Origin of the sequence: Ensifer adhaerens (genome assembly GCF_002940685.1) — a bacterium.
Taxonomy (GTDB): domain Bacteria; phylum Pseudomonadota; class Alphaproteobacteria; order Rhizobiales; family Rhizobiaceae; genus Ensifer; species Ensifer adhaerens_E.
Genome location: NZ_PNFP01000007.1, coordinates 97,546 through 110,777, shown reverse-complemented (window position 1 = coordinate 110,777; position 13,232 = coordinate 97,546). Strand labels below are relative to the sequence as shown.

13 protein-coding genes are annotated in these 13,232 nt (G+C 64.3%); 6 read left to right on the top strand and 7 right to left on the bottom strand.

Annotation, left to right across the window (positions count from 1 at the left end; all coding sequences use genetic code 11):
• Positions 1-88 precede the first annotated feature (88 nt).
• From C1A35_RS15355 to C1A35_RS15325, 7 genes are all read right to left on the bottom strand, one after another.
• Complete coding sequence (locus C1A35_RS15355; RefSeq protein WP_199772952.1) at positions 89-1,846, bottom strand: adenine deaminase; 1,758 nt, start codon at positions 1,844-1,846, stop codon at positions 89-91.
• A 26-nt stretch (positions 1,847-1,872) separates the two neighbouring features.
• Entirely contained in the window at positions 1,873-2,793 is a 921-nt protein-coding gene (locus C1A35_RS15350; protein ID WP_104665160.1) for a nucleoside hydrolase, read from the bottom strand.
• Between the two features lie 7 nt (positions 2,794-2,800).
• Positions 2,801-3,829: an ABC transporter ATP-binding protein gene (locus C1A35_RS15345; protein ID WP_104665159.1), complete on the bottom strand. Its 1,029-nt coding sequence runs from the start codon at positions 3,827-3,829 to the stop codon at positions 2,801-2,803.
• Positions 3,822-4,601, bottom strand: a complete 780-nt coding sequence (locus tag C1A35_RS15340) for an ABC transporter permease (RefSeq protein ID WP_104665158.1) — start codon at positions 4,599-4,601, stop codon at positions 3,822-3,824. Before C1A35_RS15340 ends, C1A35_RS15345 begins: the two co-directional genes overlap by 8 nt.
• Positions 4,598-5,425, bottom strand: a complete 828-nt coding sequence (locus C1A35_RS15335; RefSeq protein ID WP_104665157.1) for an ABC transporter permease — start codon at positions 5,423-5,425, stop codon at positions 4,598-4,600. Before C1A35_RS15335 ends, C1A35_RS15340 begins: the two co-directional genes overlap by 4 nt.
• Positions 5,426-5,530: 105 nt before the next feature.
• Positions 5,531-6,553 (bottom strand): ABC transporter substrate-binding protein, encoded by a 1,023-nt coding sequence (locus C1A35_RS15330; protein WP_104665156.1) that lies wholly within the window; start codon positions 6,551-6,553, stop codon positions 5,531-5,533.
• Positions 6,550-7,629, bottom strand: coding sequence for a LacI family DNA-binding transcriptional regulator (locus C1A35_RS15325; protein ID WP_104665155.1), 1,080 nt, complete (start codon positions 7,627-7,629; stop codon positions 6,550-6,552). The genes C1A35_RS15330 and C1A35_RS15325 overlap by 4 nt, the downstream gene beginning before the upstream one ends.
• 117 nt (positions 7,630-7,746) lie before the next feature.
• Between C1A35_RS15325 and C1A35_RS35970 the strand changes: the two genes are divergently transcribed.
• The 6 genes from C1A35_RS35970 to C1A35_RS15300 all read left to right on the top strand — a co-directional run bounded on the left by C1A35_RS35970 (position 7,747) and on the right by C1A35_RS15300 (position 13,201).
• Positions 7,747-7,986 carry a hypothetical protein gene (locus C1A35_RS35970; RefSeq protein ID WP_158665080.1) on the top strand — a complete coding sequence of 80 codons (240 nt, stop codon included), beginning with the start codon at positions 7,747-7,749 and terminating at the stop codon, positions 7,984-7,986.
• A gap of 98 nt (positions 7,987-8,084) precedes the next feature.
• Complete coding sequence (locus C1A35_RS15320) at positions 8,085-9,623, top strand: ABC transporter substrate-binding protein (RefSeq protein ID WP_104665367.1); 1,539 nt, start codon at positions 8,085-8,087, stop codon at positions 9,621-9,623.
• 215 nt (positions 9,624-9,838) lie between these two features.
• The gene (locus C1A35_RS15315) at positions 9,839-10,804 is read left to right on the top strand and encodes an ABC transporter permease (RefSeq protein WP_104665154.1); all 966 of its coding nucleotides are present in this window, start codon (positions 9,839-9,841) and stop codon (positions 10,802-10,804) included.
• Positions 10,801-11,652, top strand: coding sequence for an ABC transporter permease (locus C1A35_RS15310; RefSeq protein ID WP_104665153.1), 852 nt, complete (start codon positions 10,801-10,803; stop codon positions 11,650-11,652). Before C1A35_RS15315 ends, C1A35_RS15310 begins: the two co-directional genes overlap by 4 nt.
• On the top strand, positions 11,649-12,461 hold the full coding sequence (locus C1A35_RS15305; RefSeq protein WP_104665152.1) for an ATP-binding cassette domain-containing protein: 813 nt from the start codon (positions 11,649-11,651) through the stop codon (positions 12,459-12,461). The genes C1A35_RS15310 and C1A35_RS15305 overlap by 4 nt, the downstream gene beginning before the upstream one ends.
• Positions 12,455-13,201 carry an ABC transporter ATP-binding protein gene (locus C1A35_RS15300; RefSeq protein ID WP_104665151.1) on the top strand — a complete coding sequence of 249 codons (747 nt, stop codon included), beginning with the start codon at positions 12,455-12,457 and terminating at the stop codon, positions 13,199-13,201. The genes C1A35_RS15305 and C1A35_RS15300 overlap by 7 nt, the downstream gene beginning before the upstream one ends.
• The last annotated feature ends 31 nt before the right edge of the window (positions 13,202-13,232 follow it).

Below are 13,232 nucleotides of genomic sequence, written 5' to 3'. Positions count from 1 at the left end.
AGAGCGTCTGCTTAAAGAGCGAGGCGATCCGCCTTACGGAAACGACGGCGGACTTCACAAGCCGCCCGGCGTGGGCGGCCTGCGCAGGTCATGCTTCAAGCACCTCAAGGATCGGGCTTTCCATGACCTTGCCCGTCGCCACGTCGGCGATGCCGCGATCGGTCTGGTGCGGTCCGGCATTGCAGGCGAGCGTCGCGCCGAAGCAGGCTTTGAAGACCAGATAGGGCGGCTGCCAGTCGACGATGCGGCCGACCGCTTCGCGGAGTGCTGCAAAGCTATCCGCCACCTCTTCCAGCGGCTCCCCGGAGACCAGCCCCGCGAGCGGCAGAGGCAGGATCGCATCGACCTTGCCGCCGGACGCAACGGCCATACCGCCACCGGCAGCGATCACCGCATTGGCCGCAAGCGCCATATCCTCGGCATTGCCACCGAAGACCGTCAGGTTGTGGCTGTCATGCGAGACCGTGGTCGCGAATGCGCCGCGCCAGGTGCCCCAGCTCGACAACAGACCGACACGCGGCCGGCTGTCGGCGCGCCCATGACGGTGCGCGACGGCGATCAGCGTCGTATCCTCGGGCGGAACGACGAAGCCACCCTCGACCGCGACAATGGCTTCGCCCCACTGGGTGAAACGCGGGCGGTCGATGGTCGCGACGCGGACCTTCGTGCCGTCTGCGGGAATGCGGAAATCGTTCGCGGACAGCGGCGCGATCTTCATCGTGCCATGCAGGGTCTCGGCGGCAAGACCACTCAGCGGCACGATCATCCGCCCGGCGCTTGCAATCGCCTTGCCGTCGACGACGACCGTGCGCGCACGGAAGTCGGCCAGGTCCTCGAAGAGCACGATGTCCGCCCGCCGTCCCGGCGCAACCAGCCCGAGATCGTGCCGGCCCAGTCGGACGGCACCGTTCAGCGTGGCCGCGCGAAGCGCCCATTCGGCGGGCAGGCCGTAACGGACCAGCCGGCGAACGACGTCGTCGAGACCGCCGGCATGGGCGAGGTCGTCGGGGAAGACGTCGTCGGTGCAGAGCGTCACCGTCTGAGGAAGATGTCCCAAACCGTTGAGAGTCTTGACGAAGTCCGGCAGCAGGTGATCGTGGGAGCCGCGCAGTTCGATCGACAGTCCCGCCCTCAGCTTTGCCAGCAGATCGTCTCCGGACACAAGTTCATGGTCGGAGCTGACACCGGCGGTCACGAAGGCCTGGAGATCGGGGCCGGCAAGGCTGCGCGCATGGCCGTTAACCGGCTTGCCGGCGGCGAGCCCCGCCTGAACGATGCCGCTGATCCGCGGCTCGCCATCGATGACGCCGCGCATGTTCATCATTTCGGCGACGCCGCCGATTTCCGGCCAACGCAGAATGTCGGCAATCACATCGGCGTCGAAATCGGCACCGGCCTGTTCCAGGCCCGGTGCAGACGGCACGCTGGAAGGTGCCAGCAGGACCGTGCGCAGCGGCAGACCGGCGATGGCGTCCGCGGCCCAGCGCACGCCGGAAACGCCGTTGACATTGCCGAACTCGTGCGGGTCCCAGACGACGGTCGTCACACCACGCGGCAGCACCGCATTGGCATAGGTCGCGGGCGTCACCATCGAGCTTTCGACGTGCATGTGGGTGTCGATCAGACCCGGCGAAACGAAGGCGCCCGTCGCATCGATCACGGTTGTCGCGTCGCTGCGTGCTCCCGGTTCGTGGACACTGGCGATCAACGGCCCGACGAGGCCGATATCGGCCGGCCGGAGCTCGCCGGTGACCACGTCGACGAGCGTGCCGCCCGATATCAGGACGTCGAACGGTTCTGCACCGCGCGCAGCGGCCACCGCACGGCTGCGGAGTGTCGCGACCATCAGGTCCCGGGGTTGCTGCACGGCACTCACTTCTGCGCTTCTTTCATCAGTGCGCCGAGGATCTGCGCCCGCGTGGTCTCGACGTGGGCATCGACGGCATATTCGGCGTTGAAGACCGCATGGCTTTCGCGCGTTTCGACGACCGTGCGGCCGCGGGCGAGCGTGCCGCCGAGTTCGACTTCGATGCGCGCGCTTCGGAAGGAGATCGCGCCCGGATTGACGAAGGCGACGGCAGCTGAGGGGTCATAGATCGCCATGCCCGGCCGCCCGCGGCTGGTGCCGATCGAGATGTAGCCGGCGAGCAGATCGGCGATGAGATCGGCATTGGCGCCGCCGGCCGAGCGGATCGGCGCGACGTCGTCGGGATAGGCAAAGACCTTGCGGCAGAGATCGAGATCGACCATGCGCAGCGGCAGGCCGTGCGCAATCACGATCGCGAGCGCTTCCGGATCGGCAAAGGCGTTGAATTCGGCGGAAGCCGTGTGGTTGCCGCTGGTGACGCCGCCACCCATCCAGGTGAGATCGGTGATGCGCACGGCCAGGTCCGGGCGGGCAAGGCAAAGGGCTGCAATATTGGTGAGCGGCCCGAGCGCCAGGATACGCTTCGGCCCCTCCCCCTCCAGCCAGGCGCAAAGGGCGGCGAACGCGTCGCTTGCCGGCAAGGCGTCGGCCTGAGGCAGGGTCAATCCGGCCGTCGGCATGCCGGCTTCGCCGAGGATGCGTTCGGCGGTCTCAAGCTTGCCGAGCACCGGCAGAGCGCGACCCTCGTGGATGGCGAAAACCCAGCCGAAGGCGAGCGTCGCACTGGCAGCATTGCGCTTTACCTGGTCAAGCGGCGTATTGCCGAAAACCAGCGAAACGCCGTCGATGTCTTCACCGGCATGAAGGACGACAAGCACGGCGGCGATGTCGTCGAAGCCCATGTCCGTATCGATCCAGACACCCATCTTCAGCTTACCCGAACTTCTTGAGGCGCGCGGCCTTCTCGACCGGCAGGCCGAAGGCAATCGCAGATCCCGTCTCACGGGCTGCAAGTGCTGCATCCTCTTCCGCCTTGATGGCGCCGAGCGGCGTATCGAGCAGGTATTCGCGCGTGCTGCCGGAGAAAGAGGCTCCGCGCACAGTGCCCTGGAAAGGACCTGAACCAAGGGTCACCATGCGCGGACGCCACGCAAGCCCTGCCGTGTCAGGCGGCAGGGATCCGGAAAGATCGATCGGGCCGTTGCCGGCCTTGAGCTTGCCGCCCTCGACGGCAAAGATGTTTTCGAAACCGACGAAGTCGGCAACGAAGCGCGAGATCGGGCGGTTGTAGATATCCTCGGGCGTGCCGATCTGCTCGATCGCGCCGTTGAGCATGACGACGATGCGGTCGGCCAGCGACAGCGCTTCGCCCTGGTCGTGGGTGACGAAGATCATCGTCACGCCGGTTTCCTTCTGCACCCGCTGCAGTTCGGTGCGCATTTCAAGGCGCAGGCGCGCGTCGAGGTTCGACAGCGGCTCGTCGAGCAACAACACCTTGGGCTCCATCACCATCGAGCGCGCCAGCGCCACGCGCTGCTGCTGGCCGCCGGAGAGTTCGCCCGGCTTGCGGGCGGAGAACTTCGAAAGCCCGACCGACTTCAGCCCCGCCGTCACCTTGCTCTCGATCTCGTTGGCCGGCAGCTTCTTCAGCCGCAGGCCGAAGGCGACGTTTTCGAACACGGTCAGGTGCGGGAACAGCGCATAGGACTGGAAGACGAGACCGACCGAACGCTTGTTGGCGGACACGCGGGTGATGTCGGCGCCATCGAGCTTGATTGCGCCGGAGGCCGGCGACAGAAGCCCCGCGATAGAGCGCATCGTCGTGGTCTTGCCGCAGCCGGAGGGCCCCAGGAACGCCACCAGTTCGCCCTTGCGGATCGAAAGGTCGAGGTCCTTCACCGCAACGGTGTCGCCATAGGCAAGCGTCAGTTTTTCAAGGCTGAGGAAGGAGGCGTCAGACATAGCGAGAGAATCCCAGGAAGCGTTCGGCAAGGAAGACGATGCCGATGGACATGAAGGCGAGCAGGGCCGAAAGCGCCGCGACCGACGGATCGTAGGTGATCTCCATGTAGGAGAGCATGTCGATCGGCAGCGTGCGCACACCGGGGCCGGAGAGGAAGAGCGACACCGGCACCTGGTTGAAGCTCGTCACGAAGCCGAGAATGAAGGCGGCGAGGATGCCGCTGCGGATGTTCGGCATCACCACGCGGAAGAAGGCGCCGGCGCGTGAGGAACCGAGCAGCACAGCCGCCTCCTCGATGTCGGAGCGCAGATTGTTGAGGCTCGCCGAGACGACCCGTACCGCATAGGGCAGAACCAGCGCCGTGTGGGCGAGGAACAGTGTCAGCGTGATGTTGAGGCCAAAGGGCACGACGATGTAACGCAACAGCGCCAGGCCGACGATGATGCCGGGCACGATGATCGGCAGCGACACGATCGTGCGGATGGTTTCGCCGAAAGGCAGCTTGTAGCGCGACAGGGCGTAAGAGGCGGGAACCCCGAGCACGAGAGCCGCCGCCGTGCCGCCGATCGCGAGCAACATCGAGATCGCGAAACTTTCCTGGAAACTCTCGACCGTGAAGACCTTGGCGACCCACTTGAGCGAGAAGCCCTGCGGCGGGAAGGCCAGCGTCTCGCCGCCGGAAAGCGAGGCGGCGACGATGATGAAGAACGGTCCGATCAGGAAGCCGATCACCAGGAAGAGGACAAGAGGGGTAAAGACGCGCGGGGTCATCGCTTGTTCCTCGCGGTGGCAAGCCGTTTCAAAAGAAGATTGGCGGCAAAGCTCATGACGATCAGAATGAAGGCGATGACGCTCGCTGCAACGAAGTCGTTGGCGACGGTGACGCGCTGGTAGAGCAACGTTTCAAGCATCAGCACCTTGGAGCCGCCGAGGATGGCCGGTGTGATATAGGCGGTCAGCGAGCCGGTGAAGACCAGCGTTCCGCCGATCACGAGGCCTTCCTTGGTGAGCGGCAGGATCACCTTGAAAAACACCTGGAACCAGTTGGCGCCGAGAACGCGGGCAGCGGGGATTGCATCCTTCGGCATGTTCTCGAGCGCGCTGATCAGGGACAGGATCATCAGCGGCAGGAAGAGCTGAAGAAGACCGATGAACACGGCGGTCTCGGTAAAGAGGAAGCGGATCGGCTCGTCCGAAAGACCGACGAGCTGCAGCGCCTGGTTGACGATGCCGGTGCGGCCGAGGATGACGATCCAGGCGTAGGTACGGGCAACTGACGAAATCATCAGCGGCAGCACGACAAGGCCGATCATCTGCCCCTTGTTGCGCGGCGTAAGATTGACGATGGCGAAGGCCGCGGCATAGCCGATGACCGCCGAAACGGCGGTGACCATCAGGCCGAGCCGGAAGGTACGCAGGAAGACGGTGCGGTTCAGCGGATCGGAAAAGAAGGTCGTATAGGCCGAAAGCGACCAGCTATCGGCGCTGCGAAAGCCCTCCGCCAGCAGGATCACCACCGGCGCAAGAAAGACGATCGCCGCAAAGACCGCTGCGGGCAGAGCGAGCGCCAGGGCTTCGGCGCGGTTCTGGAACATCCTTCTTCCTTTCCAGGCATTCCTGGGCGCCACGTCATCGCGCCCGTCGCATCGGGTCTCCACCGGCGATCAGGACACGCCGGCGGAGCTATCAGTTGGTCAGGCTTACTGGCCGACCTGCGCGTTCCACTCCGACAGCCACGCTTCGCGGTTGTCGAGGGCGACGGCGGACGGGATCAGCTTCAGGTTCTTCACGGTCTCTTCGCCGTAGGTCAGGTTCTCGGCGATCTCCGGCGAAACCTTGACGTCCTTGTTGGCCGGGCTGTCGACCAGCTTTTCGGCCAGTGCCGTCTGGATTTCGGTCGAGAGCCAGAAGTCCATGAACTCAAGCGCCAGGTCCTGGTTCTTGCCGCCCTTGGTCAGAACCATCACGTTCATGCCGCCGGTCTGGCCTTCCTTCGGCGTTGCCCACTTGATCGGCAGGCCGAGCTTGGTGAAGCCCTCCCAGGAGAAGCGGCCGATCGGCGCGGCCCAGATTTCTTCCTGCTGCATCAGCTGCACGAGCTGCGAGGACTTGACGTAGAAGGTGACGATGTCGTCCTTCTTGGCGCCGACGGCAGCAATCGCCTCTTTCAGATCCGGCGTGTTCTTGCCGATCGCTTCGCCGACCATGTAGAGCGCCGGTGGGCCCTGGTTGGTGGTGACGTTCGGGAAGGCGACGTGGCTGGCGTTCTTGTCGCTCAGGAGATCGGCCCAGGAATTCACCTCCATCTTGTCCGAGCGATAGACGATCGAAGTCGCATAGAAGGTGTAGCCGACGCTCATGCCGTCGCCGTTCGGGTCCTTGGCGAGGTCATAGAGCTTGTTGAAGTTCTGGAGCTTCGAGGTGTCGATCTTCTCGATCAGATCGGCGCGGGTGGCCGAAAGTGCATCGGCCATCGAGACGACGGCCATGTCGACGACGGGGCTTGCCTTGTTGGCTTCCATCTTTGCCAGGCGCTCGACGCTGTTGCCCGTCTCAACGACCAGCTTGCAACCGCACTTCTGTTCGAACGGCGTGTAGACCAGTTCCTTGAAGGCGTCCTGGGCAAAGCCGTAGACGGAAATGGTAAGCGTCTTTTCCTGGGCAGACGCGGCGGGGGCGGCGACGAGCAAGAGCGCGCTCGAGGCAAGCAGGAACTTCTTCATGGCTGGTGTCCTCCTTCGGTGACGGATGTGGCTGCGGTGGCGGTGGTATGAACGGGTTGAAACGCGGGCGGTGCGGCCGCGGATTGCCGGATGACCAGATGCATCGGCACCTTCGATGTCTCGGCGGTAACCGGTGCGCCGATCGCGGGATCGGACGGGTCGCGCTCGCTGATCGCCTTGACGAGCGCTGCGACGGCGATCGCGGCAATCTCGGTCATGTCCATGCGCGCCGTCGTTAGCGCCGGGGTGATGACCGGCGACCAGATCAGGTCGTCGAAACCGGTGACGCTCGCCCGTTCCGGCACGTTGATGCCAGCGCGCTGCAATTCGGTCAGTGCGCGCAGCGCATGGAGATCGGAGATGCAGGCAAAGGCGGTGTAGCCCTCCGCCACCTTGTCGGCGAGACCGAGCGGACAGCCCTTGCCGGCCAGTTTTTCCAGCGGCTCGATCCAGAGCGTGTCGGTGTGGTAACCCTCGCCGAAAACCGAGCGGATACCACCGGCGCGGTCGTTCTGCACATTCGAGGCGGGGTTGTTGCCGATGATCAGCACGCGGCAGTGCCCGAGCGCCTTCAGATGCTCGGCGATCTGCCGGCCGCCGCCCCAATGGTCGGCTGCGACCGTGTTGCCCGGCGTCGAGGGCGTGTCGATGACCGCGACCGGACAGCCGACATCGGCGATACGGGTGCCGCGCCTCGGCACAATCACCAGGCCGTCGACGTCGCGATCGATCAGGCGTTCGATCGCCTTCGTCTGGGTCGAGACGTCACCACGCGAGTCCGCGATCAGCACGCCATAACCGGAGGAGGAGGCCGCAAGCTCGATTGCCTGAGCGATCTGCGGGAAGAGCGGATTGGCAATGTCGGGAAGGACGAGGCCGAGAACGCCGGTACGGCCGGTGCGAAGCGCCCTGCCCGCCTGGCTCGGCACATAGCCGAGCTCGGTGGCGGTTGCCCGGATCTTTTCCACCATCTCGGCGGAGACGCGCCCCTTGCCCGAGAGCGCGTTCGAAACCGTCGCCGCGGAGACGCCGAGCGTTCTGGCAATCCTCGTCAGTTTTGGTCCGGAACGCGCCAAGTCCGTGGTTTCCGTTATCGCATGATTAAACGATTAATCAGCCGATATATCAGAATCCTCTGACTGTCGAATCCTTTTGTCGACTCGTTGCATTTTGCAATTTTCGAGGGAAGTCAATTGTGGAAGACAATCCGCCGAGCCCTCGTGCGGCAGGATTTTCACGACCTGGCTCGATGGACGGCAATTGGCAAAGGCGGCCTCTCAGTTCCTGCCCAAGCCGAAAGGATTGCCCTGCTCTTCCTGATATATCTCCGCGAGCGGTATTTCGGCAAAACCGAAATCGCCTTCGCCAGCAGCGCCATTGCCGGGGTACAATTTTCAACTTCGCCGGACAAAAGGAACCAATTTTCCCACTAAATTACTAGGGAATAAGTATGATGCGTCGCAATCATCCGCAGCGTACATTCGGATGGCCGCGCGATCCGCGCGACAGGCATAATGCAGGAGTTTGGGACATGACTGGTACTATCATCGGCTTTGGCAAGATCTCGGGACAGGGTCTGCGGGTTGGAGCCTTGGGAGCCGCCACCCTGGCGCTCGCGCTCTCGTCGAGCACGGCCGCTTTCGCCGACGACGCGAAGTTCGATCCCAACGCCTCGATCACCATCGGCTCGCTTTATGAGCCGCAGAACCTCGACAACACCGCCGGCGCCGGCCAGGGCATCAACGAAGCCTTCAACGGCAATGTCTATGAGGCGCTCTTTACCCTGACCGATGCCGGCGATGTTCAGCCGGGTCTCGTTGCCGAGCAGAGCGTCAGCGACGACGGCCTCACCTACACCTTCAAGCTTCGTCCCGGCGTTACCTTCCACTCCGGCGACCCGTTGACGGCAGCCGACGTCAAGTACAGCATCGAGCGTGTGACTTCAGAGCAATCCAAGAGCTCGCGCAAAAAGAGCCTCGCGACGATCGGCGCGATCGAAACACCTGACGACCAGACGGTCGTCGTCAAGCTGTCGGCACGCTCGATCTCGCTGCCCTACAATCTGAGCTACGTCTGGATCGTCAACGACGCAGCGAAGGACCTGAATGCCAGCGAAGACGGCACCGGTCCCTATCGCCTCGACGAATGGCGCCGAGGCTCATCGCTGGCGCTGACCCGCAACGACAAATACTGGGGCACAGCGCCGACCAATGGCGAAGTCGTCTTCCAGTACTTCACCGACGCGACTGCGCTCAACAACGCGCTCCTGACCGGCGCCGTTGACATCATCACCAGCGTCCAGAGCCCGGACTCGATCGCCCAGTTCAAGGACAATCCCGACTTCACCGTCACCGCGGGCCAGTCGACCACCAAGGAACTGCTCGCCTTCAACGATCGCGTCGCCCCCTTCGACAACGTCAAGGTCAGAAAGGCAATCGCACGGGCCATCGACGACAAGAAACTGCTGACGTCGATCTGGGGTGAATACGGCACATTGATCGGCTCCTTCGTTCCGCCGACCGATCCCTGGTATGTGGATCTCACCGCCGTCGACGCCTATGACGTCGAAAGCGCCAAGGCACTTCTGAAGGAAGCGGGCTTTGCCGACGGCTTCAGCTTCAAGCTCGACACACCGAACTACGATCCGCATCCGATCGTCGCGCAGTTCATCCAGAGCGAACTCGCCAAGGTGAACATCAAGGTCGAGATCAACGTGATCACCGCCAACGAGTGGTACACCAAGGTCTACAAGGCGCATGACTTCCAGGCGACGCTGCAGGAGCACGTCAACCACCGCGACATCGTCTTCTACGGCAACCCGGACTTCTACTGGGGCTACAACAACCCTGGGGTTGTCGATCTGATCAAGGCTTCGGAAGCCGCGGCCAACACCGACGAGCAGACCGCCAAGCTCAAGGAAGCCAATACGATCATTGCCGAGGATGCCGCCAGCAACTGGCTCTACCTCTATCCGCAGATCGTCGTCTCGAGCTCGGCTGTAGCAGGCTATCCGGTGAACGGCCTGAACTCGCAATTCTTCGCCTTCGGCATCAAGAAGAGCGAGCAGTAAGCGGCATCGCCGTCCGGTACGCGTCCGCGCCGGATGCACGAATACAGCCCCTGGATCCGTTCCGGGGGCTGATTGCGTTTGCGCCAATTCGTCCGAGCACCTCAGGCCTTCCACAGGCAACCCCAAAGACGAGAGACGCTCTAGCCTCTCCCTTCTTTTTGGTGCAAAAGCCAGCTCTCTGATCACGGCCCCCGTGAGAAGAAAGGAATGCAGCCATTCTCACCTATCTCGTCCGCCGCTTTGCCATTCTGCTCCTGTCGCTCTTGATCGCGGCGGTCGTGCTGTTCGTGCTGTTGCGCCTTTTGCCCGGCGACCCCGCCAATGCCCTTCTCTCCGTCGGCGCCGATGCCGTGCAGATCGAGAAGGCGCGCGAACAGGTCGGCTCGAACCTGCCGCTCTGGCAACAGTTTCTGCGCTTTGCCGGCAGCCTCGCCCGCTTCGATCTCGGCACATCCTTCGTCAGCGGCAAGCCGGTGATCGAGGAGATTGCCGCGCGGCTGACGGTCACCGTGCCGTTGGCGCTGATGGGTTTCGTGCTCGCCATCCTGATCGCCGTTCCGCTCGGTATCCTCTCAGCCGTCAAGGCCGACCGCTGGTATGGCGGGCTGATCTCGACCGTGTCGCAGCTCGGTATCGCCATCCCGGTCTTCTGGGTCGGCATCCTGCTCGTCACCGTCTTTGCCGTCACCTTCCGGCTGTTTCCTTCGGGTGGCTTTCCCCGCCGCGGCTGGCAGAATGAGGGGCAGGCGCTCTATGCACTCGCCCTGCCCGTCATGACGATCGGCCTCGTGATGGGCGCGTCGCTGCTGCGCTACGTGCGCTCGGCAACGCAGGACGTTCTCGGCAGCGACTACCTGCGCACCGCACGCGCCCTCGGCGCCAGCTTCCCGGAAGCGCTCATCCGTCATGGCATTCGCAACGGCGCCGTGCCGATCGTCTCCATCCTCGGCATCGAGCTCGCAACCACATTGCTCGGCGCGGTCGTCGTTGAACGCGTCTTCGCCCTTCCGGGGCTCGGCTCGATGCTGCTGCTTGCGATCGAGCAGCGGGACTACCCCAATGTTCAGGGCGTGCTGTTCATCTCGACGCTGCTGGTCCTGATGATCGGTTTTACCGCCGACCTCACCCAGCGCCTCATCGACCCGCGTCTGCGCGAACGCGCCGTCGGAGGCAATGCATGAGCCCGGTCGAGACATCCGTTTCCACGCAGAAGCGCCGTCATTCCCTGGCCCTGACCGTCGGCCTGCTGCTGGTCGGCATCAATCTCGCCGTGGCGCTGCTGACGCTTTTCTGGACACCCTATGATCCGTTGAACGCCTCGGGCGGCCGGCTGGAGGCGCCGTCGCTGCTGCACTGGCTCGGTACCGACCGGTTGGGGCGCGACTTGCTCACCCAACTGATGATCGGCGCGCGTACCGCGCTCCTCGTCGGCACCGGCGCGGTGGCGATCGGCGCTGCCATCGGTGTCAGCCTCGGTGTTGTCGCCGCCTTCGCGACGCGGCTTGCCGACGACGTCATGGCCGCGACCCTCGATATCCTGATCGCCTTCCCGACGCTGCTACTCGCCATGCTGGTGGTGGCGGCAAGCGACAGTGCCAGCCTCTGGACGGCAATCCTCGCGCTTGGGCTTGCCATCTCCGCCATCGTCGCGCGGCTGACCCGCATCCTCGCCAAGCGCGTCTTGAGGCAGGACTACATCGTCGCATCTCGCACGTCGGGAACATCCTGGGCCGGCGTCGTCTTCCGCCATGTGCTGCCCAACATCTGGCCGACGCTCTCCGTCAACTTCGCCCTGCAGTTCGGCCTGGCGGTCATCGCCGAGGCGTCGCTCTCCTATCTCGGTCTCGGCGCGCCGCCGCCAAACGCCTCCTGGGGACGACTGCTGCAGGAAGCACAGGGCACGGTCTATACGGCGCCGATCGGCGCGATCGCGCCGGGCATCGCCCTCGTCGCCCTCGTCATCGGCATGAACCTTCTGGCCGACGGCCTGCGCGATATCGCCGATCCGACACGCGGGAGATCGCGATGACAGCGCTGCTCGACATTCGCGGCCTCACCATCCGCGCCGGCGACAAGCCGCTGGTCTCCGACCTTTCCTTCGCAATCCGCCCCGGCGAGCGCATCGGCCTGATCGGCGAATCCGGGTCCGGCAAGTCGATGACGGCGATGGCGGCGACCGGCCTGCTACCGCCATCGATCAGCGCAACCGGTTCGATCGAACTCGACGGACGGCAGGTCGTCGGCGCCACCGACAAGGTGATGAACCGACTGCGCGGCGTGGCCGCAGCCGTCGTCTTCCAGGAACCGCTGACCGCGCTCGACCCGCTGATGAAGATCGGCCGGCAGATCGCTGAGCCCGTTCGCCGCCGGATGGAGCGCGACGGCGGCAAGGCATCGAAGGAGGCCGTGAACCGCGAAGTCCGCGACCTCATCGACAAGGTGGCACTGCCGCAGCCCGACCGCATCATCAACTCCTATCCGCATGAAGTGTCTGGCGGCCAGCGCCAGCGCGTGGCGATTGCCATGGCGCTCGCTTGCCGCCCGAAGCTCCTGATCGCCGATGAGCCGACGACGGCGCTCGACGTCACCACCCAGGCGGAAATCCTGAAGCTCCTCGACCGGCTGGTGCGCGAGACCGGCATGGCGCTGCTCTTCATCAGCCATGACCTGCCCGTCGTCGCCCAGGTGGTCGAGCGCGTGATCGTGCTGAAGAACGGCATTGCCATCGAGGAGGGTCCGGTCGGCTCGGTGTTCGGCAAGCCGCACCACGATTACACCAAAACCCTGGTCGGGGCCGCCCGCCTGTTCGACGAAGCACTCGGGACAACCGGATCATGATGCTCGATCTTCAAAATGTCAGCTTCGGCTACTCTCGCCAGCAGACCACCCTCAACGACGTCTCGCTTTCCGTGCGGCCGGGGGTGAGCGTCGGCCTTGTCGGCGAATCCGGATCGGGTAAGACGACGCTGCTGCGACTGATGCTCGGGCTCATTCGCCCGACGAGCGGAAGCATTCGCTTCGGCAAAGAGATCCTCGATACCCGCGATAGCTCCTTCATGCAGCGCTATCGCCGCGCGGTGCAGCCGGTTTTCCAGGACCCCTATTCGTCTCTCGACCCGCGCCAGCGGGTCATCGACATCATCGGCGAACCGCTGCGGTCGTTGCGGGTCCCGGGTGACCGGACGCAGGCGGTCGCCGAAGCGCTCGACGCGGTCGGACTTCCTGTCGATGCGCTGCGGCGTTATCCGCACGAGTTTTCCGGCGGCCAGCGCCAGCGGATCGCGATTGCGCGGGCCATCGTCGCGCGGCCCCAGATCGTGCTTGCGGACGAGGCGGTCAGCGCGCTCGATCTTTCCACCCGCATCCGCATCGTCGAGCTGTTCAGGACGCTCGCCGAGAGGCTGACGCTGGTTTTCGTCTCCCACGATCTCGGCGTCGTCGCCGCCCTTTGCGAGGAGATGGTCATCCTGGAGCGCGGCAACGTGGTCGAAAGCGGCAAGACCCGCGACATTTTGGCCGCGCCCAAGCATCCCTATACCCAGCGTCTTCTTGCCAGCATTCCGCGCATGCCCGCCTGACAAGGGGCTCGCGCGAATATCACCGTTCCCG

Excerpts from the sequence above, each read along its gene's own strand:
- C1A35_RS15355 (WP_199772952.1), bottom strand. The coding sequence starts at position 1,846 with ATGGTCGCGACACTCCGCAGCCGTGCGGTGGCCGCTGCGCGCGGTGCA.
- C1A35_RS15350 (WP_104665160.1), bottom strand. The coding sequence starts at position 2,793 with ATGGGTGTCTGGATCGATACGGACATGGGCTTCGACGACATCGCCGCC.
- C1A35_RS15345 (WP_104665159.1), bottom strand. The coding sequence starts at position 3,829 with ATGTCTGACGCCTCCTTCCTCAGCCTTGAAAAACTGACGCTTGCCTAT.
- C1A35_RS15340 (WP_104665158.1), bottom strand. The coding sequence starts at position 4,601 with ATGACCCCGCGCGTCTTTACCCCTCTTGTCCTCTTCCTGGTGATCGGC.
- C1A35_RS15335 (WP_104665157.1), bottom strand. The coding sequence starts at position 5,425 with ATGTTCCAGAACCGCGCCGAAGCCCTGGCGCTCGCTCTGCCCGCAGCG.
- C1A35_RS15330 (WP_104665156.1), bottom strand. The coding sequence starts at position 6,553 with ATGAAGAAGTTCCTGCTTGCCTCGAGCGCGCTCTTGCTCGTCGCCGCC.
- C1A35_RS15320 (WP_104665367.1), top strand. The coding sequence starts at position 8,085 with ATGACTGGTACTATCATCGGCTTTGGCAAGATCTCGGGACAGGGTCTG.
- C1A35_RS15310 (WP_104665153.1), top strand. The coding sequence starts at position 10,801 with ATGAGCCCGGTCGAGACATCCGTTTCCACGCAGAAGCGCCGTCATTCC.
- C1A35_RS15305 (WP_104665152.1), top strand. The coding sequence starts at position 11,649 with ATGACAGCGCTGCTCGACATTCGCGGCCTCACCATCCGCGCCGGCGAC.